Consider the following 21202-nt stretch of genomic DNA (forward strand, 5'->3'; position numbering starts at 1 on the left):
GCGCCAGGGTCCTCTGTCCTCAATTCCTGACATCCGAGGAACACAATGAACACTCTCGACTTCATCGACAACAAGTCGCTCCGCGACGACATCCCGGCGTTCCGCCCCGGCGACACGCTCGACGTGCACGTCAAGGTCATCGAGGGCTCGAAGGAGCGCGTCCAGGTCTTCAAGGGCGTCGTGATCCGTCGCCAGGGTGGTGGCGTCCGCGAGACCTTCACCGTCCGCAAGGTCTCCTTCGGCGTCGGCGTCGAGCGCACCTTCCCGGTCCACTCGCCGACCATCGACCACATCGATGTCCTGACCCGCGGTGACGTCCGTCGCGCCAAGCTGTACTACCTCCGTAACCTCCGCGGTAAGGCCGCGAAGATCAAGGAGAAGCGCTGAGCATGTAGGGCGAGTCGGACTCGGCCGCCGTCTGCGATGGCCGATCGACTACGCTCGTCCGGGTGAGCAGCACCGAATCACCTGGACAGAACCCCTCCGAGCCGGGCCCCCGAGAAGACGGGGACCCGGCTCGAGGCGTGGGTGGAGGTCGTCGCCACGCGCGCGCCGCCGAGAAGAAGGGCCAACCCTGGTACATCGAGATTCCCATGCTGGTGGTGATCGCACTGGTCCTGGTGTTCGTCTTCCAGACCTTCGTCGGGCGGGTCTACCAGATCCCGTCGGAGTCGATGGAGCCCACGCTGCACGGGTGTGCCGGCTGCACGGGTGACCGGATCTTCGTGGACAAGATCTCGTACCGGTTCGGCGATCCGCAGCCCGGGGATGTCGTGGTGTTCGAGGGGCCGGATTCCTGGAACCAGGGGTACCAGTCCATCCGGTCGGACAACCCGGTCATCCGGACACTGCAGGACATCGGCGGTGTCATCGGCGTCGTCCCGCCCGACCAGAACGACATGGTCAAGCGGGTCATCGCGGTGGGCGGTCAGACCGTGGGCGGGTGCTCGCCGGACGGGGGCCTCCTGGTGGACGGTGAGCCGCTGGACGAGCCGTACCGCAACGCGGACCCCGCCGTCGATCGTAATCCGCTCAACTGCGCGTTCGGGCCTGTCACCGTTCCGGAGGGCAACTACTGGGTGATGGGCGACAACCGGAGCAATTCGGCGGACTCCCGCTACCACATGGGCGACGAGTTCCAGGGCACCGTTCCCGAGGGGAACATCATCGGCAAGGTGCAGGCCATCATACTCCCGTTCAACCGGATCGGGTCCGTCCCCTCACCGGACATCACCGCGGGGTGAGCCCGGTCCGACCGGGCCGGGTGAGGGTGACCCGGCGTGACGGACGGCTGGCGCTCGAGGCGGCCCTGGGACGGCGCGGTCTCGGGCCGGTCGCCGGTGTGGACGAGGCCGGGCGCGGTTCGTGCGCGGGTCCACTGGTGGTGGCGGCGTGCGTGCTGGGTGGCCGTCTCACGGCGGATCTCGCCGACCTGGACGACTCCAAGAAGCTGTCTCCCGCGACCCGGGAGCGCCTCCACGACGCGGTGTTGCGCAGAGCCGTCGCGGCGTCCGTGGTGGTGATCGAACCGGACCGCATAGACGAGCGCGGGGTCCACCGGTGCAACCTCGAGGGAATGCGCCGCGCGGTGGCAGCCCTCGACCCGCCGCCGGGCTTCGTCCTGACCGACGGGTTCGCCGTGGACGGGCTCGGATGCCAGTCCACCGCGGTGATCGGGGGCGACGAGGTCGTCGCATCGATCGCCGCCGCGAGTGTCCTCGCAAAGGTCACCCGGGATCGGATTATGGTGGACCTCGACCCGAGGTACCCGGGCTACGGTTTCGCCGCCCACAAGGGGTACAGCACCCCGGGTCACGCCAGGGCGATCGAGCAGCTCGGTCCCAGCGACATCCACCGGATGTCGTACGCCAACGTCCGTCGCGCCGCCCAGGCGCATTCGAGGAGCAGCACTAGATGAGCGCCGAGGATCTGGAGAACTACGAGACCGAGATGGAGCTCTCGCTGTACCGCGAGTACCGCGACATCGTCGGCCAGTTCACCTATGTCGTCGAGACGGAGCGGCGCTTCTATCTCGCCAACGCGGTCGAACTGATCCCGAGGTCCGCGGACGGCGAGGTCTACTTCGACGTCCGGATGTCCGACGCCTGGGTGTGGGATATGTACCGGCCTGCACGTTTCGTCAAGTACGTGCGGGTCCTGACCTTCAAGGACGTCAACATCGAGGAGCTGGACAAGCCCGAACTCCGCCTCCCGGAGTAGGGCTCGACAGCTCGTCCTCCACACCCTCCCGCGCCTCCACAAGCAGCGCCCGGCCCGGTCCGTGTCCAGCGGATCGGGCCGGAGTCGTCCGGCATGGTGAGCCGCGGTGGCCCGGATGGGCCGGGCTGCCGGGGAGGGGCTCGCGATGGCGGGGGACAGGGCGGGATCGGTCGCCGGCACGCACGGGGGCGACGGTCGCCGGCGGACCGGGGCGATCGGGGAGGCGCACGCCGCGGGGCTGATCGAGGCGCGTGGGGGCGCGGTGATCAGCCGGAACTGGCGGAGCCGGACGGGGGAACTCGACCTGGTCGCCCTGGACGCAGGGGGCCGGTTGCGTTTCGTAGAGGTCCGCACGCGGACCGGCACCGGGTTCGGGACACCGGCCGAATCGGTGACGGCCGCAAAGCGGCGCCGTCTGCGCCAGTTGGCGGGGGAGTGGCTGGCGGCCAATCCGGGTCCCTGGCGGCAGGTCTGCTTTGACGTGATCGGAGTAGACCTGGCCGACTCCTCCCGTCCACGCCTCGAGCTGTTCGAGGACGTGTTCTGAGATGGCGCTCGGACGGACGTGGGCGGTGACTCTCTCGGGGATCGGCGGCCAGCTCGTCGAGGTCGAGGCCGACGTCGGGCGCGGGCTTCCCGGCGTGAGCATCGTGGGGATGGGTGACGGCGCGGTCATGCAGTCCAGGGAGCGGATGCGGGCGGCGGTGGTCAACTCGGGCCTGTCCTGGCCGAAGGGAAAGGTGGTGCTCTCGCTGTCGCCGGCGGCCCTGCCCAAGCGCGGGTCGGGGTTCGACGTGGCACTCGCGGTCGGGGCGCTCACCGCGTCCGGAGAGCTCCCGGCCGGCGGGTTCGAGGGCACACTCCTGGTCGGCGAGCTGGCGCTCGACGGGCGCATCCGGCCGGTCCGCGGAGTACTCCCGGCGGTGCTCGCGGCGCGAGAGGCGGGTCTGCGACGGGCGATCGTCCCGGCGTGCAACCTGGCCGAGGCGAGGCTGGTGGGCGGCATCGACACGGCGGGGGTGGAGTGCCTGGCCATGTTGGCGACGTGGAGCCGGGGTGCGGGTGACCTGGTCACCGTGGCCCCGGAGCCGTCCGCCGCAGATGCGGACGACGGAATGGACCTGGCGGAGGTGCACGGCCAGGACGACTGCCGTCGCGCCGTCGAGGTGGCGGCGGCCGGTGGGCACGCGATGCTGCTGCGGGGTGCGCCCGGGACGGGCAAGACCATGTTGGCCCGACGTCTGCCTGGTCTACTCCCGGATCTCGGTGAGCGGGACGCGCTCGAGGCCACGGCGATCCACTCGGTGATGGGCCGTCTGTCGGATAATGACCCGCTCCTCCGGCGCCCACCGTTCGTCGCCCCGCATCACACCGCCTCGGCGGCGTCGCTCGTCGGCGGTGGGACCAACACCGCCACGCCCGGAGCCGTGACTCTCGCGCACCGGGGGGTGCTCTTCCTGGACGAGTGCGCCGAGTTCTCCGGAAGGGTCCTCGACAGCCTGCGGACCCCACTCGAGGACGGGGAGGTCCGGATCGCGCGTCGGGACGGGGTGTCGGTGTTCCCCGCCCGATTCCAGCTGGTGATGGCGGCGAACGACTGCCCGTGCGGCTCACCGCGACCCTCGGACTGTTCGTGCACTCCGGACGCACGGCGCCGCTACGGAAGGGCCCTGACCGGCCCGCTGCGCGACCGGGTGGACATCCTGGCCCGGACGATGCCCGTGGGGTCGGGGCTGTTCGCGGTCGGCGAGGAGGAGGACAGCGCCGCGGTGCGGGACCGGGTGGCGGCGGCGAGAAGGGCCGCCGCCGAGAGGTGGGCGGCGTGCCCGGGCGCCGCGGGTGCGCGGACCAACGCCGGAGTCCCCGGAAGGGTACTGCGGGCCGGGCGTGGATTGGATCCGCGCGCACTTCGCCCCCTGAACCGCTCTCTCGCACTCGGGGTGTTGTCTCCCCGCGGTGTGGACCGCTGCCTGCGGTTGGCGTGGACGGTCGCGGATCTCGACGGTGCCGGGGTGCCCGGGGAGGCACACGTGTCCGAAGCGCTGGTCTTGAGGGGGGAGGACTGATGGTCGGTGAGGACGACATGGTGGTGGCGCCGGAGGTTCGGAGGGCGTACGCGTACCTGGGGGCGGTGACCGAACGCCCGACGGCGGAACTGTGGGATCTGGTGGACCGGGTCGGGCCGGTGGAGGCCGGTGACCGCATCCGGTCCGGCCGGGTGCCGGCCAGGCTGGCTGAGCAGTCGGAGTCCCGCCGTGACCGGGTGGACGGTGCGGCGCTCATGGAGGCCGCCGGCGAGGTCGGCGCACGCCTGGTGGTTCCCGGGGACCCGGGGTGGCCCGCGCAGGCCCTCGAACCGTTGGACAGGCCGAGGTGGCTGCGGACCGGCGGCCGGGGCGGGGTGGCCACGGCGCTGCGCCCACTGGGCCTGTGGTGGCGGGGTGCCGCGGATCCCTTGCGGACGCTCGGGAGATCCGTCGCCGTGGTGGGTACCCGTGCCCCCACCTCGTATGGGAGAGCGGTCACCGCCGACCTCGCCTCCGGCGTCTGCGCGGAGGGGTTCACGGTGGTCTCCGGCGGCGCGTTCGGGATCGACGCGGCAGCCCATCGTGCGGTCCTCGGTGCGGGCGGGAGCACGATCGCGGTCCTCGCCGGGGGAGTGGACCGGTTCTATCCCCGCGGCAACGACGGAATGCTGCAGGCGGTCGCGGAGTCCGGCGCGGTGGTCTCGGCTCAGGCTCCGGGTACCGGGGTGACCCGGTACCGGTTCCTCGACCGGAACAGGCTCATCGCGGCTCTGGGCAGGGCGACGGTGGTGGTCGAGGCGGCCGCCCGCAGCGGCGCGCTGAGCACCGCGGCGTGGGCGGCTGCCCTGGACCGTCCTGTGGGCGTCGTTCCGGGCCCGGTCACCTCGGTCGCGTCGGTGGGGTGCCATCTGCTCGCGCGGGACAGGGGAGCGGTGCTGGTCACCAGGACGGCGGACGTGGTCGAGCTGGCCGGCGACATGGGGGAGACCGCCGACCCGCCCCACGGGCGTTCGAGCACCTGGGACGGGTTGGACGACGTGACCAGGCGGGTCCTGGAGGCGCTGCCCATCACCGGTGGGTCCGCACCGGCCGAGGTCGCGGCATCCGCGGGGACGGCGCCGAGTGTCACCCGCGCCGTACTGGGCCGGCTACTGTCCGCGGGCGCGGCGGTCCGCGGTCCCGAAGGGTGGCGCAGATCCGGGGACGGCGGCGTCCAGCTGACGATCCCGGTGGCGTGAGAACCCTCATGCCGGCATTATTCTTGCGCGCCACGGTGGCGGGCGTGACAATTGTTTCTCATGGGGCACACGCATGGCGCGACAGGCGGTCACGGCCCGCTCCCGCTCGCCCTCGAGGACGTCGTCGACGACTACGTCACTGATCTCAGAACCGGACGATCGCGCTCCGAGGCCACCGCCCGCTCGTATCGCTCCGATGTGCGGGCACTGCTCACTCATCTCGGATCCGACGGCGACGGCCCGGACACCGCGGCCGACCTCGCCGGATCGCTCACCCTGCCCGCGCTGAGGGGGTGGCTGGCCGCGCAGGTCGGCGCCGGGGCTGCCCGGTCGACCATTGCGCGGCGCGTGGCCGCCGCCCGGTCGTTCAGTACGTGGGCCTTCCGCAGGGGTGTCCTTTCCATGGATGTCGCGGCCCGGCTGGAGGCGCCGCGGGCTCGGCGTCATCTGCCTCAGATCCTCGATCGGGTCCAGGCCTCCGAGACGATCCGGACCGCCGACCTCGGGGCCGCGGAGGGCGACCCGATCGCCCTTCGGGATCGGCTGGTCGTGGAGTTGCTCTATTCGTGCGGAATCCGCGTGGCCGAGCTGTGCGGACTGGACGTGGACGATCTCGACACCGAGCGGCGACTGTTGAGGGTGGTCGGCAAGGGGGACCGGGAGCGCGCGGTCCCCTACGGCCCGCCCGCCGACCGGGCACTGCGCGCCTGGCTCGAGGGAGGACGACCCGCGCTGGCCACCCCCGCCTCCGGACCGGCCCTGCTCCTGGGGGCACGCGGGGGCCGCCTCGACCCCCGGGCGGCGCGGCGGGCGGTCAACGAGGTCACGGCCGCCACCCCCGGGTCACCCCAGGTCTCGCCCCACGCACTGAGGCACAGCAGCGCGACCCATCTGCTCGAGGGTGGCGCGGACCTCCGCCACGTCCAGGAACTCCTGGGCCACTCGACCCCGGCGACCACCCAGGTGTACACACACGTCTCAGCGGAGCGGCTCCGCGCCGCCTACCGGGGCGCCCACCCGAGGGCCTGACCGGGTCGGCTCTGCCTGGGTCGGATCTGCGCGGTCGGCTCTGCGTGGGTCAACTCAGCATGGGTCAGCCCAGCCTGGGTCAGCTCGGTGCGGGTCAGGCGGCCCCGTCGCCGGGCAGTGTCGGCTTGAGGCGGATCGGCCGGTCGTGGACCGAGAGAAGGCTCAGCGGGTCGATGTAGTCGTCGTCACCCGGCGGCCCTCCCGACGCGAGGCGCGCACCCCAGTGCAGACACGCCTGAACGGGACACCCGGCGTGGCCGGCGACAAGATGTCCCACCGTGTCCCCGGTGGTGACGCCATCCCCGGTGCGCACGGTGGCCCGGACCGGTTCGTAGGTCGTGCGGAGCCCCCCGCCGTGATCGATCGAGAGCACCGGACGACCGCCCACGGCGCCCGCGAACACCACGGTGCCGGCGGCAGGTGCGCGGATGACCACGAGGGGAGGCGCCGCCAGGTCGACACCACGGTGCCCCGACAGCCAACGCTGCGCGGGAGGGTCGAAGGGCCTCACCGCCGACACCGGCCCGGGAAGCGGCCCCCGCAGGTCCCGGCGCGGAGGTTCCGGGACCGCCGCGGCCTGAGGCGCCACCGCCAGGATCCCGACTACTGCCACCAACGCCGCTGCGGACACGACAGTGGACGCCCTGGTCGGGCGTGAGGGCGTCGTCGCGGTGGCCGGTCTCGTGGATCCCATGGTGTGAGTACACCCGTCGGACCAGGGTGAAGCCCGCCCTCAGGCCGAAGCTGTGGAAGGGGCGGACGACGATCCACAGAAGGGCCGGCTGGTGAGGCGTGTTGGAGCGCGGGCGCAGGCGGGTTATGATTTTCGACGCGGTCGACTGACGTCGATTGACTTCGCGTGTCCTGCGCCCTTCACGCAAGGGGGCATCCGGACCCGGGGCGAGCAGCCCCGGCTTCACCGGACAGCGGACCTGTAGGTGCCCCTGCTCGTCGGGGGTTCGGTCCGCTGCGGACACCAGGGCCCGAGACCACCCGGTCTCACGGGCGTAACCCGATACACAGAAAGCGAGGACGAGGGCCTCGCGGTCCGGCTGCTTCCAAGCCGGACGAGCCCTCAACCCATCATGGCAGTCATCTCCATGAAGCAGCTGCTCGACGCAGGTGCCCACTTCGGCCACCAGACCCGTCGCTGGAACCCGAAGATGCGGCGGTTCATCTTCACCGACCGCAACGGCATCTACATCATCGACCTGCAGCAGACCCTGACGTACATCGACCAGGCGTACGAGTTCGTCAAGGAGACCGTCGCCCACGGCGGCACCGTCCTGTTCGTCGGCACCAAGAAGCAGGCCCAGGAGGCCATCGCCGAGGAGGCCGCCAAGGTCGGTATGCCGTACGTCAACCAGCGGTGGCTGGGCGGCATGCTCACCAACTTCCAGACCGTGCACCAGCGCCTCATCCGCCTCAAGGAACTCGAGGCGATGGAGCAGTCGGGCGGGTTCGAGGGTCGCACCAAGAAGGAGATTCTCATGCTCACGCGTGAGATGACCAAGCTGGCGCGCACGCTCGGCGGTATGCGCGACATGACCAAGGTGCCGTCCGTGGTGTGGATCGTCGACACCAACAAGGAGCACATCGCGGTCGGCGAGGCTCGCAAGCTCAACATCCCGGTCGTCGCCCTGCTCGACACCAACTGCGATCCCGACCTGGTGGACTACCCGATCCCGGCCAACGACGACGCGATCCGTTCGGTCAGCGTCCTGACCCGGGTCATCGCCTCCGCCGTCGCCGAGGGGCTCAAGGCCCGCTCCCAGGCCGGCAAGGCCACCGGCGAGGAGGCCGAGCCGCTCGCCGAGTGGGAGGCCGAGCAGCTCGACCAGGTGACCGGCTCCGCCGCGGCCGAGGGCGCCGAGACGCCCGCCCAGGTCACCGGCACGGAGTCGCCCGTCGCCGACGCCCCCGAGGCCGATGCGCAGGAGATCGCCGCCGCCACCTCCGAGGCGCCGGCCCCCGAGGCCTGACCTCCGAACGCTCGAACACCTCGGGCCCGGCCGCCCACGATCCCTGCGGGGATCTCCCGGGGCGCCGGGCCCGAGGTGTCGGTGAAGGCGGGCGAGGGGTCCACCGGCGCCACGGCGTCTAGGGTGGAGTCGATCGCGCCCGCCGGCCGACGCCAACAACTTCCGATACATCACGAAACTCTTTTAGGAGGGTCGCCCCACCATGGCGAACTACACCGCTGCCGACGTCAAGCGTCTGCGTGAGCTCACCGGCTCCGGGATGATGGACTGCAAGAAGGCACTCGAGGAGACCGACGGCGACTTCGACAAGGCCGTCGAGGTCCTGCGCATCAAGGGCGCCAAGGATGTGGGCAAGCGTGCGGAGCGCACCACCGCCGAGGGCCTGGTCGCCGTCAAGGACGGCGTCATGATCGAGCTCAACTCCGAGACCGACTTCGTCGCGAAGAGCGCCGAGTTCATCGCGCTGGCCGACAGGATCGTCGCCGTCGCCGCCGCGCAGGGCATCTCCGATCTCGACGCGCTCAACAACGCCGACCTCGACGGCTCGCCGGTCGCCGACGCGGTGGTCTCGTTCTCCGCGAAGTCGGGCGAGAAGCTGGTCCTGCGTCGCGTGGGCAAGCTCGACGGCCCGGTCGCCGTCTACCTCCACAAGCGCTCCTCCGACCTCCCGCCGGCGGTCGGCGTCCTGGTGGCCTACGAGGGCCAGGGTGAGGCCGCCGAGGCGGCCGCCCGCTCGGCCGCCATGCAGATCGCCGCGCTCAAGGCGCAGTACGTCTCGCGCGACGAGGTCCCCGCCGACATCGTGGCCAAGGAGCGCGAGATCGCCGAGGCCACCGCCCGCGAGGAGGGCAAGCCGGAGCAGGCTCTGCAGAAGATCGTCGAGGGTCGTCTCAACGGCTTCTACAAGGACGTCGTCCTGCTGGACCAGCCGTCCGTCACCGACAGCAAGAAGACTGTCGGCGCTCTCCTCACCGAGGCCGGCGCCACGGTGACGGCCTTCCTCCGTTTCGAGGTCGGCCAGGCCTGATCCACCCCTGGTATCCGCGGTGGCGGATCCTTGTCCGACGGCGGCACCCGGCTCCCGGGTGCCGCCGTCGGCGTATGTCGGACGGCTGCCGTCTCCGAACGCGCGGGGTGCGGTGTGGCGCCCTGGGCGATAGGGCAGAATAGACGAGGTCCCACCAAGGGCCGTACGGCCTCTCGACGACGGCGTCGGGGGCGTTGACGCACGAGACGGGCGTGATCCGTCCGGGACGAGGAGAGCGATGACCGACCCGCGGGACGGCTACAAGCGTGTGATGCTCAAGCTGGGCGGAGAGATGTTCGGCGGGGGCGGCGTGGGGATCGACCCCGATGTGGTCCAGTCGGTCGCCAGGCAGATCGCCGAGGTGTCCCGCACCGGCGCGCAGATCGCGATCGTCATCGGCGGCGGGAACTTCTTCCGCGGCGCCCAGTTGCAGCAGCGTGGCCTCGACCGCGCACGAAGCGACTACATGGGGATGCTCGGCACCGTCATGAACTGTCTGGCGCTGCAGGACTTCCTCGAGCAGGAGGGCGTGTCCACGCGGGTGCAGACCGCCATCCACATGGGTCAGGTCGCGGAACCGTACATCCCCCTTCGTGCTGAGAGGCATCTGGAGAAGGGGCGTGTGGTGATCTTCGGCGCCGGCATGGGAATGCCCTACTTCTCCACGGACACGACAGCCGCCCAACGGGCGCTCGAGATCAAGGCCGAGGTGCTGTTGATGGCCAAGGCCGTCGACGGGGTCTACTCCGACGACCCGCGGACCAACCCCGAGGCCGAACTCTTCGCACGGATCGAGCACCGCGAGTGCCTGGAACGGGGACTGAAGGTCGCCGACACGACCGCGTTCAGCCTCTGCATGGACAACAAGATGCCCATCCTGGTCTTCAACCTCCTCACCGAGGGCAACATCGCGCGCGCCGTCGCCGGTGAGGAGATCGGAACCCTCGTCAGCAGCCCGGCCTGAGGCGCAGGGCCCGCCCACCTCACTCACGTAGAGAACGGAAGACACCACATGATCGACGACACCCTGCTCGAGGCCGAGGAGAAGATGGAGAAGGCAGTCGAGCACGTCCGTGACGAGCTCGCCGGCATCCGCACCGGTCGCGCCAACCCCGGCATGTTCAACCGGGTGCTGTGCGAGTACTACGGGACCCTGACCCCCATCACCCAGATGGCGAGTATCTCGGTACCCGAACCCCGGATGCTCATCATCAAGCCGTACGAGATGTCCCAGATCGGTCCGATCGAGAACGCCATCCGCAATTCCGATCTCGGCGTCAATCCGACCAACGACGGCCAGGTCCTCCGCGTGACGGTTCCGCAGCTCACCGAGGAGCGGCGCCGCGACCTGGTCAAGCAGGCCAAGTCGAAGGCGGAGGACGGCCGCATCGCACTGCGCGGTGTCCGTCGCAAGGCGATGGATGAACTCAAGCGCATCGTCAAGGACGGCGAGGCCGGCGAGGACGAGGTCAACGCCGCCGAGAAGGAGCTCGACAAGCTCACCCATCGGTACGTGGCCGACGTGGACGAGCTCGTCAAGGGCAAGGAAGGCGAGCTCATGGAGGTGTGACCACCGACGCACCCGCCGACCGACCACCGAGATCCGAGGAGAATGCCGTGGACACCGCCCCGCCCGGCCCACCCGGGCCCACAGCCGCGGCCGCTGCTCCGCCGTCGCGGGCGGGAAGGGACCTGACCCGCGCCATCCCGGTGGGCGTCGGGCTCGGGGCTCTGGTGATCGCGAGCATCGCGTTCAACCCCCGGGCCTGGTACCTGGTCGCCGCAGGCGCGGTGGCCATCGGGACCTGGGAGGTGTTCAAGCGGCTGCGGCAAGCCCAGTTCCGGCTCCCGCTCGTGCCTCTGCTCCTGGGCGGGCAGGCGATGGTCTGGGCCGGGTTCTTCGCCGGGGCCAGGGGTGCCTTCGCGGCGTTCGCCGCCACGACGGTTCTGGTCCTGGTCTGGCGGCTGTTGATGGCGGGCCTTACCACGGCGCCGCAGAACTATCTCCGTGACGTCTCGGTCGCCGTCTTCGTCCTCGTGTGGATCGCGGTCCCGGGCTCTCTCGGGGCCATGCTCGCGGATGGCGACTTCGGGGCCCAGCGGGTCGTCGCCCTGATCCTGTTGGTCGTGTGTTCGGACGTCGGGGGATACGTCACCGGCGTGCTGTTCGGCAAGCATCCGATGGCGCCCGCGGTGAGCCCCAAGAAGTCGTGGGAGGGCTTCGCCGGCTCGATGGTGTTCGCCATCGTCGGTGGTGCGCTCGTCGTGGTGTTGTTGTTCGACGACAACGTCTTCAAGGGCGTTCTGTTGGGCGTCCTCACCGTGTTCACCGCGACCCTGGGCGACCTCATCGAATCGCAGGTCAAGCGGGACCTCGGGATCAAGGACATGGGTACCATGCTGCCGGGTCACGGCGGGTTCATGGACCGCCTGGACTCGGTCCTGCCCACCGCCGTCGTGGTGTGGATCATCTTCACCTTCGTCGTCCCGACCTGACCGCACCCGGCACCGCGGGCAGGTCAGTGCCCCCGGGCGCCGACCTTTCGCGCCCGGCGGGCACGCATCCGCAGCTGAAGGATGCGGAACCCGGCGAACAGGGCCATGATCAGCGCCCCGGCGATCGCGGCGAACAGGATCAGCACCCCCAACGGGAGGCTGAACTCGAGGCCGAGGTAGCGGACGTCCGTGGACGTGGTGTTCTGCGCGATGAAGATCAACAACAGGATCGTCACCAGGGCGCCGAGGACCAGTCCCACCCAGGCCGACCCCAGCTTGCCGCCGTGGGTGTCCATGACGTCGTCGTGGGTCCCGCGACCGCCGCGTGGGTCCTCGGCGGGGACCGTCGCAGGAGCCGAGGCGTGGGTGTCCTCGACCGGCGCGATCTCCCCCGCTCCGGCGGTGTGCTCGGTGTGCTGGGGATCAACTGGTTCGTGCGAACGCGTGGGCATGCCAGGACTCTATTCCCTCCGCCCGGCCCGCGGCATCCGCTGGCGGTGTGTCGTGCAGACCGGTTTCTGACACAATGGCACCCATCATGGTTGAGCCACTACCCCTCGTCTTCGACGCCCCCCGGCGGGGTCTTCCCCCTCGTCACTTCGCAGATCTCGACGCCGCGGGCCGGGCCGAGGCGATGGGCGAACTCGGGGTCCCCGCGTTCCGGGGCAAGCAGCTCGCCAACCAGTACTTCGGTCGCCTCGAGGCAGATCCGGGTGCGATGACAGATCTGCCGGCCGGTCTGCGCGAGCAGATCGGTTCGGAGCTGTTCCCGCGCCTGGCCTCCTCCGTCCGGCACATCGAGGCGGACGGGGGCACCACGCGCAAGACGCTGTGGAAACTCCACGACGGCTCACTGGTCGAGAGCGTCCTCATGCGTTACCCCGATCGCGCCACGCTGTGTATCTCGAGCCAGGCCGGGTGTGGAATGGCGTGCCCGTTCTGTGCAACCGGGCAGGCCGGCCTCCAGCGCAATCTCTCGGCCGCCGAGATCCTCGAACAGGTCAGGGAAGCGGCCCGGGCCATGCGGGACGGTGAGGTCCCCGGGGGGCCGGGCCGACTGTCCAACGTGGTGTTCATGGGGATGGGGGAGCCGCTGGCCAACTACAAGCGGGTTCTCACCGCGGTCCGGGGGATCGTCTCCCCGCCGCCATCCGGGTTCGGACTGTCTCAGCGGTCGGTCACGGTGTCGACCGTGGGAGTGGTGCCCGCCATCCACCGGCTCGCGGAGGAGGGGCTGCACGTCACCCTGGCGGTGTCCCTGCACACTCCCGACGACGAACTGCGCGACACCCTGGTCCCCGTCAACAACAGGTGGCCCGTCACCGAGGTCATGGACGCCGCGCGGCACTACGCCGACGCCACGGGTCGTCGCGTGTCGATCGAATACGCGCTCATCCGCGACGTCAACGACCAGACCTGGCGCGGGGAGATGTTGGGTCGGCTGCTCACCCAGCGGCTCGGGCCCATGGCTCATGTGAACCTGATCCCGCTCAACCCGACTCCGGGCAGTGAGTGGGACGCCAGCCCGAAGCACCAGCAGGACGCGTTCGTGGCGGCGGTTCGGCAGTCCGGGGTGTCCTGCACCGTCAGGGACACCCGGGGGCAGGAGATCGCGGCCGCCTGCGGCCAACTCGCCGCTGAGGAATGAACGCTGAGCAGTGAGAGCCCGGGGGTGAGGCTCGCGAGGTGAGGCCAGCCGGCCCAGACCACAGACGAGGCCGCCGCCCGCGGACAATGCGGGCGGCGGCCTCGTCGTGCAGGTGCTCTCAGCGCTTGGCGGGAGCGGTCCCGACCGCGCCGGACGCCGCGGCGCCGACTACAGAGTAGTGATCGGCGGGCACCTCGTACACCTTGGACTTCTTCAGGCTGTCGTCCTTCTTCGGGCGCAGCGAGTGGAACATCCAGGCGGCGAGGAAGAGCGCGATGGCGACCACCCAGATGTCCTCGACCCGGCCGATGTGGTTGCCGAAGAGCATGGCCAGGAGGAACAGCACGAAGAAGCCGCCCACGGCGAGGCCGACCTTCCTGCTGTGCTGGTGCCAGCCCCATTCGACGGAGGGCTCGTCCAGCGAGCTGATGCCCCCCACGACGATTTCCTTGCTGGTGTGGTGCCCGTCCGCGCTCATGCTCCCCGGTTCTCCTCACGGCTCGCTGGCAGCCCCGCGGGCCGCCGACATCGCGTCCAGTCTGGCACACGCCCGGTGCGGGACTGTGGGTAACCCGCCCGCATCTGGGCAGGACCGGACCACGCGATGCGGCGCCGGGGGCTCCGGACGTGGACAATGACGAGGTGACCACGCGCGTTCTCATCCTCGGAAGCACCGGTTCGATCGGTACCCAGGCACTGGAGGTGACCTCCGGGGCCGGTCCCGGCCGGTTCGACGTGGTGGGCCTGGCCGCGGGCGGCGGTCGGGTGGGGCTGCTCGGCGACCAGATCGCCGCCACGGGCGTCGGACACGTCGCCGTCTCCGATCCCGCCGGAGCCGCGCGTATCCGGGCGGAGTTCCCGGAGCTGGCAGTCTTCGAGGGACCGGGGGCCGCGACCGAGCTGGTCGGGGCGGTGGAGGCGGACGTCGTGCTCAACGGCATCGACGGCTCGATCGGCCTCGGCCCCACCCTCGCGGCGCTGGGGACCGGCGCCCGTCTGGCGTTGGCCAACAAGGAGTCCCTCGTCGCCGGCGGTGCGCTGGTCACCGGCGCCGCTGCTCCGGGGCAGCTGGTGCCCGTTGACTCCGAGCACTCGGCCATGGCGCAGTGCCTGCGCTCGGGCACGGCGGACGAGGTCGCGGGACTGGTGCTCACCGCGTCGGGAGGTCCGTTCCGCGGCAGGACGCGCGCTCAGCTCGCGGACGTCACCGCCGAGCAGGCACTACAGCACCCCACCTGGGCGATGGGGCGGATGATCACGCTCAACTCGGCCACCCTGGTCAACAAGGCGCTCGAGCTCATCGAGGCGCATCTGCTGTTCGGGGTGCCCTACGACAGGATCGAGGTGACCGTCCACCCGCAGTCGGTGGTGCATTCGGCCGTGACCTTCGTCGACGGCGCCACGATCGCCAAGGCTTCTCCTCCTTCGATGAAATTGCCCATCGCGCTGGCCCTCGGGTGGCCGGACCGGATCCCCGGTGCCACGACCCCCCTGGACTTCTCCGCCTCCCACACCTGGACGTTCGAGCCCGTGGACGAGCAGACGTTCCCGGCGATCTCCGTGGCCCGCGGGGCGGGATCGGCGGGGGGGCTGCGGACGGCGGTGTTCAACGCCGCCAACGAGGAGGCCGCGCCGGCCTTCCTCGACGGCAGGATCGGCTTCACCGAGATCGTCGACGTGGTGGCGGAGACGGTCGGGGCGGCGGACGAGTGGTCGTCCGATCCCCGCGATCTGGACGACGTGACGGCGGCGGAATCCTGGGCGCGACGGCACGCCGCCGCCCTCGTCGCGGGTCGGGAGGGCTGAGCCGTGATGGTGCTCGGGATCGTGCTCTTCGCACTCGGGATCATGGTGTCGATCGTGCTCCACGAGTACGGGCACATGAGAGTGGCGCAGTGGTCGGGCATGAAGGTCCGTCGATTCTTCGTCGGTTTCGGGCCGACACTGTGGTCGGTGCGGCGCGGCGGGATCGAGTACGGCCTCAAGGCGGTCCCGCTGGGCGGGTTCTGCGACATCGCCGGGATGACCGCGTACGACGAACTGGCCCCGGAGGACGAACCGAAGGCCATGTGGCGTCAGGCGTGGTGGAAGCGCGTGGCGGTCCTGCTGGCCGGCCCCTTCATGAACATCGTCCTGGCGATCGCGCTCTTCTACACGGTGGCCCTGGGGTGGGGGCTGGTCAACAGGGATGTCCAGCCGATCCCGACCGATCAGGTCGCGGCGGTGGTGGGCGACACCTGCGCGTCGGCGGACCGGTGTGGGGTCGGGCTCGGCCCCGCGGGCGAGGCGGGGATCCTGCCCGGCGACCGGATCACGTCCGTGGACGGACAGCCCGTGAACTCCTGGTCCGACCTGTCCGAGGTGGTCTCCGCGCGTCCCGGCCAGACCGTGCCGGTGACGGTGGACAGGGCGGGGGACACCCTGACGACGACGGCGAGCCTGACCTCGTCCTCCGAGGGGGGCCAGGCGAGGGGTGCGCTGGGGGTGCGACTGTCCGAGGACGGCATCCCCGCGGAGATCCTCGACGATCCCGCCTATCAGTCGGTCCACACCTACGATGCGCTCGGAGCCGTCCCGGCGACCTTCGTCTTCACCGGGGAGATGATCGAGGCCACGATCGAGGGGCTCATCTCGTTCCCGTCCAAGATCCCGGCGGTGGCGGCGTCGATCTTCGGTGCCGAGCGGGCCGAGGACTCGCCCGTCTCGGTTGTGGGCGCGAGCCACATCGGCGGCCAGGCGGCAGAACAGGGAGCATGGTGGCTCTTCCTGCTTTTCCTCGCCGGGCTGAACCTGTTCCTCGGGGCGTTCAACCTGGTCCCGCTCACCCCGTTCGACGGTGGACACATCGCGGTGGTGTTCTACGAGAAGATCCGGGACGCACTGAGACGACTCCGCGGCCTGGCGCCGGGCGGGCCGGCCGACTACGAGAAGCTCGCGCCGCTCACGATCGGCGTGTTCGTGCTGTTGATCGGCGTGTCCGCCATCGTCATCACCGCGGACTTCGTCAACCCCATATTGCTGACGGGATGAGCACGCGGACTCCGGTTCTCGCCCCCGCGCCCCGGAACGCGGATAATGGCGGACGCCGATCAGCGTGCACCCGGCTGTGACTCCTACGGAAGGCCCTGTTGTGAACGACTCCTCCTCCATCCCCGTCGGTCTGGGTATGCCAGACGGTCCGCCGCCGGTGCTCGCGCCGCGTCGCAGGACGCGTCAACTGGCCGTGGGCCCGGTCGGTGTGGGCAGCGATCATCCGGTGTCGGTCCAGTCCATGACCACCACCAAGACCCACGACGTCAACGCCACGCTTCAACAGATCGCCGAACTCACGGCGTCGGGCTGTGACATCGTCCGCGTGGCATGCCCCCGCCAGGAGGACGCCGACGCCCTGTCGACGATCGCCCGCAAGTCGCCGATCCCCGTCATCGCGGACATCCACTTCCAGCCCAAGTACATCTTCGCCGCGATCGACGCCGGATGTGCGGCGGTGCGGGTCAACCCGGGGAACATCAAGGAGTTCGACGGGCGGGTCGCGGAGGTCGCGAAAGCGGCCGGTGCGGCCGGCATACCCATCCGGATCGGGGTGAACGCGGGGTCCCTCGACCCACGACTGCTCGCCAAGTACGGCAAGGCCACCCCGGAGGCCCTCGTGGAATCCGCGCTGTGGGAGGCCTCTCTCTTCGAGGAGCACGGGTTCGGGGACATCAAGATCTCGGTCAAGCACAACGATCCCGTGATCATGGTGGAGGCCTACCGTCAGCTCGCGTCGAAGAGCGACTACCCACTCCACCTCGGGGTCACCGAGGCCGGGCCCGCGTTCCAGGGCACCATCAAGTCCGCTGTCGCGTTCGGGGCACTGCTGTCGGAGGGGATCGGCGACACCATCCGGGTCTCCCTCTCCGCGCCGCCGGTGGAGGAGATCAAGGTCGGTTCGCAGATCCTGCAGTCCCTGAACCTGCGTCCCCGCAAGCTCGAGATCGTCTCCTGTCCGTCGTGTGGGCGCGCCCAGGTGGACGTCTACAAGCTCGCCGACGAGGTCACCGCCGGACTCGAGGGGATGAGCGTCCCGCTGCGGGTCGCGGTCATGGGGTGCGTGGTCAACGGGCCCGGTGAGGCGCGTGAGGCGGATCTGGGTGTGGCCTCGGGTAACGGGAAGGGCCAGATCTTCGTCAAGGGCGAGGTCATCAAGACCGTCCCGGAGGCGGTGATCGTCGAGACCCTCATCGAGGAGGCCATGCGGATCGCGGAGGAGATGGGCGAGCCCGTCGGGGAGGCCGTCGCCGGACAGGGCCCCCAGGTCAAGGTCACGCGATAGGCCATGACCGATACGGCCGCGCCCGCGGCAGCGACCGGCGGATGCCGCGGGGTGGGCCCAGGAGAGGCCCGCGCACTCCTCGCTGTCCTCGAGTCCGATCCGCTGGTGTCGTGTCCCGCGGCGGAGAAGTTCGCCACCTCCGGTGCGGTCCCCGGGCCGGAGGGCAGGTTCCTCACCCTGGGCGGCCCCGAGAGGTCGTTGGTGTTCGTGGGGAGCTCGGTCCTGCCCCTGCGCGGTGACGCACACGATCACCGCGCGCTCGGAGCCGCCGTGGCGGGGCTGGGTGTCGGTCCGATGTCCGTCCACGGGCGACGGGAGCAGGTCTCCGCACTGTGGGATGCCCTCGGCGTCTGCTGGGGTCCGCACAGGGACTACCGGGATGCGCAGCACCTGATGTCCCTACGCCGCCCGGTGGACCGGGCCCTCGTGCTCGGCGGCGTCCGGGCCGCGACCCTGGTCGAGTTCGAGCCGGTCCTCGCCGCCGCGGCGGCGATGTACCGCGAGGAGCTGGGTTCCGATCCGTTCGCGGTGGGTTCGGGGATCCCGTTCCGGCGCCGGGTAGCGCGTTCCCTGGCCAGGGGTAGGACGTGGATCGGGGTCGACCGCGGCGAGGTGTTCTTCAAGGCCGACGTCGCGGCGGTCTCGTCGTGGTCGGCGCAGATCCAGGGGGTCTGGGTCCGACCCGAGCGCAGGGGAGCAGGGCTCGGAACCGGGGGTATCGCCGCGGTGTGTTCCGCCCTCCAGGCCCGCCGGCTGACCCCGTCGCTCGTCGTCAACGGATCCAACACCGCCGCCCGAGCGACCTACCGCCGGGTCGGGATGACCGACGCCGTCGACTACGCGACGGTCCTGCTGTGACCTCCCGGACCACTCCGGTCGCGCGAGCGGCCCTATCCTGGAGACCATGACCACCCCGACCCGCCAGCCCCTCGTCCCCGGTGAACCCACCCCGATCCGGACGGTGCCCGAGTCGATCCCACGGCCGGAGTACGTCTGGCGCGACCGCGTCGACGAGGCGAACGGTGAGCCGTGGGTGCAGACCCCTGAGGTGATCGAGTCGATGCGCACCGCGTGCACCATAGCGGCCGACGCCCTCGCCGTGGCGGGACGAGCGGTGGCGCCCGGCGTCACCACCGACGAGATCGACCGGATCGCCCACGAGTACATGTGCGATCACGGCGCCTACCCGTCGACCCTGGGGTACAAGGCCTTCCCCAAGTCCAGCTGCGTCTCTCTCAACGAGGTGATCTGCCACGGCATCCCGGACACCACGGTGATCATGGACGGTGACATCGTCAACATCGACGTCACCGCCTTCATCGACGGGGTGCACGGTGACACCAACGCCACGTTCCTGGCCGGCGACGTCTCGGAGGAGAACAGGCTGTTGGTCGAGCGGACCAGGGAGGCCATGGACCGGGGGATCAGGGCCATCCGGCCCGGCCGGGAGGTCAACGTGATCGGGCGCGTCATCGAGTCCTACGCACGTCGGTTCGACTACACGGTCGTCCGGGAGTTCACCGGCCACGGGGTGGGGCCGACGTTCCACAACGGCCTGGTGGTGCTCCACTACGACGACCCGTCGCGGACCGAGGTCCTCGAGCCCGGTATGACCCTGACCGTGGAGCCGATGATCTCCCTGGGTGGTCCCGGGTTCGACGTCTGGGACGACGACTGGACCGTCACCACGGCGGACAAGGCGTGGACCGCTCAGTTCGAACACACCGTGCTGGTCACGCAGGACGGCGTCGAGGTGCTGACGGTGCCGAGCGGGGGCTGACTCCGCGTGGTCAGGGCCGTGGCCCTGACGTCGGCTCAGAAGCCCCGGTCCGGGAAGTCCAGACCCAGCAGTGCGTTCTCGACCACCTCGGCCATCGCGGGGTGGATCCAGTACTGACGACGCGCGAGCTCGGGGACGGTGATCTCGAACTCCATGGCCTGGATGAGGATCTGGATGAGGGACGGCGCGTGGGCGCCCATGATGTGGGCGCCCACGAGTAGTCCGGTTGCCCGGTCAGCGATGAGCTTGCAGCAGCCGACCGAGTCCTCCATGGCCCAGCCGTACGCCACGTCGCCGTAGTCCTGGACCTTCACCGTGATGTCGAATCCCGCCTCCCGGGCCTCGGCCTCCGTCAGACCCACCGAGGCGATCTGCGGCCAGGTGAACACCGCCCAGGGGACGTGTCGGTGGTTCACGGGATGGAGGTCGTCCGGGTTTCGCAGGTTGTGCCCGACCACCCGCTGCTCGTGATTGGCCACGTGCTTGAGCTGGTACGGCGAACTCACGTCCCCGAGGGCCCACACGCCGTCGGCGGTGGTGCGGCCGTACTCGTCGACCCGGACCCGCTCGATGTCCATCTCCACACCGGCCGCCTCGAGTCCCAGGAGGTCGCCGTTGGGGATCCGGCCGGTCGCCACCAGGAGCGCGTCGCCGGAGCAGGTCGACCCGTCCTCGAAGGTGACCTCGACGCCGCGCCGGTCCGCGCCGGTCGCGGTCATCGTGGTGATCTGCTGTCCGAGCCGGACGTCCCACCTCCGTCGGGCCTGGTCGGTGAACCGCTCCGCCAGTTCCCGGTCCACGTGCTTGAGCAGGACGTCCGACCGGCCGATCACGGTCACCTCGACGCCGAGAGCCGAGAACACGTGCGCGAACTCGCACGCGATGAAGCCGGAGCCCTGGATCACCATCGACCTGGGAAGCTCGGGGATCCTCATGACGTCGTCGCTGGTGTAGTAGTCGACACCGGCGTCGGTGACGATCCGGGGGATCAGGGGTCGGGCCCCCGCGGCGATCACCACGGAGTCGGCCGTGATGATCTCCCCGGTCCCCGTGTCGATGGTGCGCGGACCCACGAACCTCGCGTGACCGTCGTACACCGTGACGTTGTCGCACCGGTTCCGCCGGTAGTCCTCACCGCTCGAGGCGATGGGGTCGATCCGACGATCGAACACCCGCGAGACGATGTCGGGCCACCGGACGCCGTCGAGGGTGGAGTCGATCCCGTACGTGCTCGAGTGGGTGATCGAGACGGCGGTGTCCGCGGCGTAGACGAACATCTTCGTGGGGATACAGCCCACGTTGAGACACGTCCCGCCGAAGGTTCCCTTCTCGCAGATCGCCACGGACTTGTCCGCGAACGACTCGTCGATCAGCGAGTTCCCGCTGCCGGTACCGATCACGACGAGGTCGAAGTGACGGGAGGGGGTCTGGGTCATTGTC

General features: G+C 70.2%; 23 protein-coding genes. 19 read left to right on the top strand and 4 right to left on the bottom strand.

What is annotated here, in order from left to right:
- The first annotated feature begins 45 nt into the window (after positions 1-45).
- The 8 genes from rplS (at position 46) to CEY15_RS00300 (ending at position 6514) form a co-directional block, all read left to right on the top strand.
- Positions 46-387: a 50S ribosomal protein L19 gene (gene rplS / locus CEY15_RS00265; protein ID WP_017836979.1), complete on the top strand. Its 342-nt coding sequence runs from the start codon at positions 46-48 to the stop codon at positions 385-387.
- A 62-nt stretch (positions 388-449) separates the two neighbouring features.
- Positions 450-1244, top strand: coding sequence for a signal peptidase I (gene lepB, locus CEY15_RS00270; RefSeq protein WP_095716797.1), 795 nt, complete (start codon positions 450-452; stop codon positions 1242-1244).
- The gene (locus CEY15_RS00275; protein ID WP_017836977.1) at positions 1241-1918 is read left to right on the top strand and encodes a ribonuclease HII; all 678 of its coding nucleotides are present in this window, start codon (positions 1241-1243) and stop codon (positions 1916-1918) included. Before lepB ends, CEY15_RS00275 begins: the two co-directional genes overlap by 4 nt.
- Positions 1915-2220, top strand: a complete 306-nt coding sequence (locus CEY15_RS00280) for a DUF2469 domain-containing protein (RefSeq protein WP_007632861.1) — start codon at positions 1915-1917, stop codon at positions 2218-2220. The genes CEY15_RS00275 and CEY15_RS00280 overlap by 4 nt, the downstream gene beginning before the upstream one ends.
- A gap of 145 nt (positions 2221-2365) precedes the next feature.
- Complete coding sequence (locus CEY15_RS00285; protein WP_176474973.1) at positions 2366-2767, top strand: YraN family protein; 402 nt, start codon at positions 2366-2368, stop codon at positions 2765-2767.
- A 1-nt stretch (position 2768) separates the two neighbouring features.
- Positions 2769-4286 (top strand): YifB family Mg chelatase-like AAA ATPase, encoded by a 1518-nt coding sequence (locus tag CEY15_RS00290; protein WP_017836975.1) that lies wholly within the window; start codon positions 2769-2771, stop codon positions 4284-4286.
- A complete protein-coding gene (gene dprA, locus CEY15_RS00295) occupies positions 4286-5485 on the top strand; it encodes a DNA-processing protein DprA (protein ID WP_095716799.1) in 1200 nt (399 codons plus the stop codon). The genes CEY15_RS00290 and dprA overlap by 1 nt, the downstream gene beginning before the upstream one ends.
- Positions 5486-5545: 60 nt before the next feature.
- Positions 5546-6514 (top strand): tyrosine recombinase XerC, encoded by a 969-nt coding sequence (locus CEY15_RS00300; protein ID WP_095716800.1) that lies wholly within the window; start codon positions 5546-5548, stop codon positions 6512-6514.
- Between the two features lie 94 nt (positions 6515-6608).
- Here the strand turns inward: CEY15_RS00300 and CEY15_RS00305 are convergent, their stop codons facing one another.
- Positions 6609-7208 carry a M23 family metallopeptidase gene (locus CEY15_RS00305; protein WP_176474971.1) on the bottom strand — a complete coding sequence of 200 codons (600 nt, stop codon included), beginning with the start codon at positions 7206-7208 and terminating at the stop codon, positions 6609-6611.
- 391 nt (positions 7209-7599) lie between these two features.
- Between CEY15_RS00305 and rpsB the strand changes: the two genes are divergently transcribed.
- The 5 genes from rpsB to CEY15_RS00330 all read left to right on the top strand — a co-directional run bounded on the left by rpsB (position 7600) and on the right by CEY15_RS00330 (position 12019).
- A complete protein-coding gene (gene rpsB, locus CEY15_RS00310) occupies positions 7600-8496 on the top strand; it encodes a 30S ribosomal protein S2 (RefSeq protein WP_017836971.1) in 897 nt (298 codons plus the stop codon).
- Between the two features lie 202 nt (positions 8497-8698).
- A complete protein-coding gene (gene tsf / locus CEY15_RS00315) occupies positions 8699-9523 on the top strand; it encodes a translation elongation factor Ts (protein WP_095716801.1) in 825 nt (274 codons plus the stop codon).
- Between the two features lie 238 nt (positions 9524-9761).
- A complete protein-coding gene (pyrH, locus tag CEY15_RS00320; RefSeq protein WP_095716802.1) occupies positions 9762-10487 on the top strand; it encodes a UMP kinase in 726 nt (241 codons plus the stop codon).
- Between the two features lie 48 nt (positions 10488-10535).
- Complete coding sequence (frr, locus tag CEY15_RS00325) at positions 10536-11093, top strand: ribosome recycling factor (protein WP_095716803.1); 558 nt, start codon at positions 10536-10538, stop codon at positions 11091-11093.
- On the top strand, positions 11090-12019 hold the full coding sequence (locus CEY15_RS00330; protein WP_245847031.1) for a phosphatidate cytidylyltransferase: 930 nt from the start codon (positions 11090-11092) through the stop codon (positions 12017-12019). The genes frr and CEY15_RS00330 overlap by 4 nt, the downstream gene beginning before the upstream one ends.
- Positions 12020-12042: 23 nt before the next feature.
- On the opposite strand, the gene CEY15_RS00335 is transcribed toward CEY15_RS00330, so the two are convergent.
- On the bottom strand, positions 12043-12471 hold the full coding sequence (locus CEY15_RS00335) for a LapA family protein (protein WP_095716804.1): 429 nt from the start codon (positions 12469-12471) through the stop codon (positions 12043-12045).
- 86 nt (positions 12472-12557) lie between these two features.
- On the opposite strand from CEY15_RS00335, the gene rlmN reads away from it, so the two are divergent.
- Positions 12558-13667 (top strand): 23S rRNA (adenine(2503)-C(2))-methyltransferase RlmN, encoded by a 1110-nt coding sequence (gene rlmN / locus CEY15_RS00340; RefSeq protein WP_095716872.1) that lies wholly within the window; start codon positions 12558-12560, stop codon positions 13665-13667.
- A gap of 118 nt (positions 13668-13785) precedes the next feature.
- Here the strand turns inward: rlmN and CEY15_RS00345 are convergent, their stop codons facing one another.
- Positions 13786-14145: a DUF2631 domain-containing protein gene (locus CEY15_RS00345; protein ID WP_095716805.1), complete on the bottom strand. Its 360-nt coding sequence runs from the start codon at positions 14143-14145 to the stop codon at positions 13786-13788.
- Positions 14146-14309: 164 nt separating this feature from the next.
- Here CEY15_RS00345 and dxr point away from each other — a divergent pair, with 164 nt between their 5' ends.
- From dxr to map, 5 genes are all read left to right on the top strand, one after another.
- Complete coding sequence (gene dxr, locus CEY15_RS00350; protein ID WP_245847033.1) at positions 14310-15473, top strand: 1-deoxy-D-xylulose-5-phosphate reductoisomerase; 1164 nt, start codon at positions 14310-14312, stop codon at positions 15471-15473.
- 6 nt (positions 15474-15479) lie between these two features.
- The gene (locus CEY15_RS00355; RefSeq protein WP_095716807.1) at positions 15480-16697 is read left to right on the top strand and encodes a M50 family metallopeptidase; all 1218 of its coding nucleotides are present in this window, start codon (positions 15480-15482) and stop codon (positions 16695-16697) included.
- A gap of 136 nt (positions 16698-16833) precedes the next feature.
- Positions 16834-17982 (top strand): flavodoxin-dependent (E)-4-hydroxy-3-methylbut-2-enyl-diphosphate synthase, encoded by a 1149-nt coding sequence (gene ispG / locus CEY15_RS00360; RefSeq protein ID WP_176474974.1) that lies wholly within the window; start codon positions 16834-16836, stop codon positions 17980-17982.
- A 3-nt stretch (positions 17983-17985) separates the two neighbouring features.
- Positions 17986-18840 (top strand): GNAT family N-acetyltransferase, encoded by an 855-nt coding sequence (locus tag CEY15_RS00365; protein WP_095716809.1) that lies wholly within the window; start codon positions 17986-17988, stop codon positions 18838-18840.
- A 46-nt stretch (positions 18841-18886) separates the two neighbouring features.
- Positions 18887-19762, top strand: a complete 876-nt coding sequence (gene map / locus CEY15_RS00370; protein ID WP_095716810.1) for a type I methionyl aminopeptidase — start codon at positions 18887-18889, stop codon at positions 19760-19762.
- Positions 19763-19797: 35 nt separating this feature from the next.
- Here the strand turns inward: map and mtr are convergent, their stop codons facing one another.
- Positions 19798-21198, bottom strand: a complete 1401-nt coding sequence (gene mtr, locus CEY15_RS00375) for a mycothione reductase (protein ID WP_017836957.1) — start codon at positions 21196-21198, stop codon at positions 19798-19800.
- Positions 21199-21202: the final 4 nt, after the last annotated feature.

Origin of the sequence: Dietzia natronolimnaea (assembly GCF_002289575.1) — a bacterium.
Classification (GTDB): Bacteria; Actinomycetota; Actinomycetes; order Mycobacteriales; family Mycobacteriaceae; genus Dietzia; species Dietzia natronolimnaea_A.

Excerpts from the sequence above, each read along its gene's own strand:
- rplS (WP_017836979.1), top strand. The coding sequence starts at position 46 with ATGAACACTCTCGACTTCATCGACAACAAGTCGCTCCGCGACGACATC.
- CEY15_RS00280 (WP_007632861.1), top strand. The coding sequence starts at position 1,915 with ATGAGCGCCGAGGATCTGGAGAACTACGAGACCGAGATGGAGCTCTCG.
- CEY15_RS00285 (WP_176474973.1), top strand. The coding sequence starts at position 2,366 with ATGGCGGGGGACAGGGCGGGATCGGTCGCCGGCACGCACGGGGGCGAC.
- CEY15_RS00290 (WP_017836975.1), top strand. The coding sequence starts at position 2,769 with ATGGCGCTCGGACGGACGTGGGCGGTGACTCTCTCGGGGATCGGCGGC.
- dprA (WP_095716799.1), top strand. The coding sequence starts at position 4,286 with ATGGTCGGTGAGGACGACATGGTGGTGGCGCCGGAGGTTCGGAGGGCG.
- CEY15_RS00300 (WP_095716800.1), top strand. The coding sequence starts at position 5,546 with ATGGGGCACACGCATGGCGCGACAGGCGGTCACGGCCCGCTCCCGCTC.
- CEY15_RS00305 (WP_176474971.1), bottom strand. The coding sequence starts at position 7,208 with ATGGGATCCACGAGACCGGCCACCGCGACGACGCCCTCACGCCCGACC.
- rpsB (WP_017836971.1), top strand. The coding sequence starts at position 7,600 with ATGGCAGTCATCTCCATGAAGCAGCTGCTCGACGCAGGTGCCCACTTC.
- tsf (WP_095716801.1), top strand. The coding sequence starts at position 8,699 with ATGGCGAACTACACCGCTGCCGACGTCAAGCGTCTGCGTGAGCTCACC.
- pyrH (WP_095716802.1), top strand. The coding sequence starts at position 9,762 with ATGACCGACCCGCGGGACGGCTACAAGCGTGTGATGCTCAAGCTGGGC.
- frr (WP_095716803.1), top strand. The coding sequence starts at position 10,536 with ATGATCGACGACACCCTGCTCGAGGCCGAGGAGAAGATGGAGAAGGCA.
- CEY15_RS00335 (WP_095716804.1), bottom strand. The coding sequence starts at position 12,471 with ATGCCCACGCGTTCGCACGAACCAGTTGATCCCCAGCACACCGAGCAC.
- rlmN (WP_095716872.1), top strand. The coding sequence starts at position 12,558 with ATGGTTGAGCCACTACCCCTCGTCTTCGACGCCCCCCGGCGGGGTCTT.
- CEY15_RS00345 (WP_095716805.1), bottom strand. The coding sequence starts at position 14,145 with ATGAGCGCGGACGGGCACCACACCAGCAAGGAAATCGTCGTGGGGGGC.
- CEY15_RS00355 (WP_095716807.1), top strand. The coding sequence starts at position 15,480 with ATGGTGCTCGGGATCGTGCTCTTCGCACTCGGGATCATGGTGTCGATC.
- ispG (WP_176474974.1), top strand. The coding sequence starts at position 16,834 with ATGCCAGACGGTCCGCCGCCGGTGCTCGCGCCGCGTCGCAGGACGCGT.
- CEY15_RS00365 (WP_095716809.1), top strand. The coding sequence starts at position 17,986 with ATGACCGATACGGCCGCGCCCGCGGCAGCGACCGGCGGATGCCGCGGG.
- map (WP_095716810.1), top strand. The coding sequence starts at position 18,887 with ATGACCACCCCGACCCGCCAGCCCCTCGTCCCCGGTGAACCCACCCCG.
- mtr (WP_017836957.1), bottom strand. The coding sequence starts at position 21,198 with ATGACCCAGACCCCCTCCCGTCACTTCGACCTCGTCGTGATCGGTACC.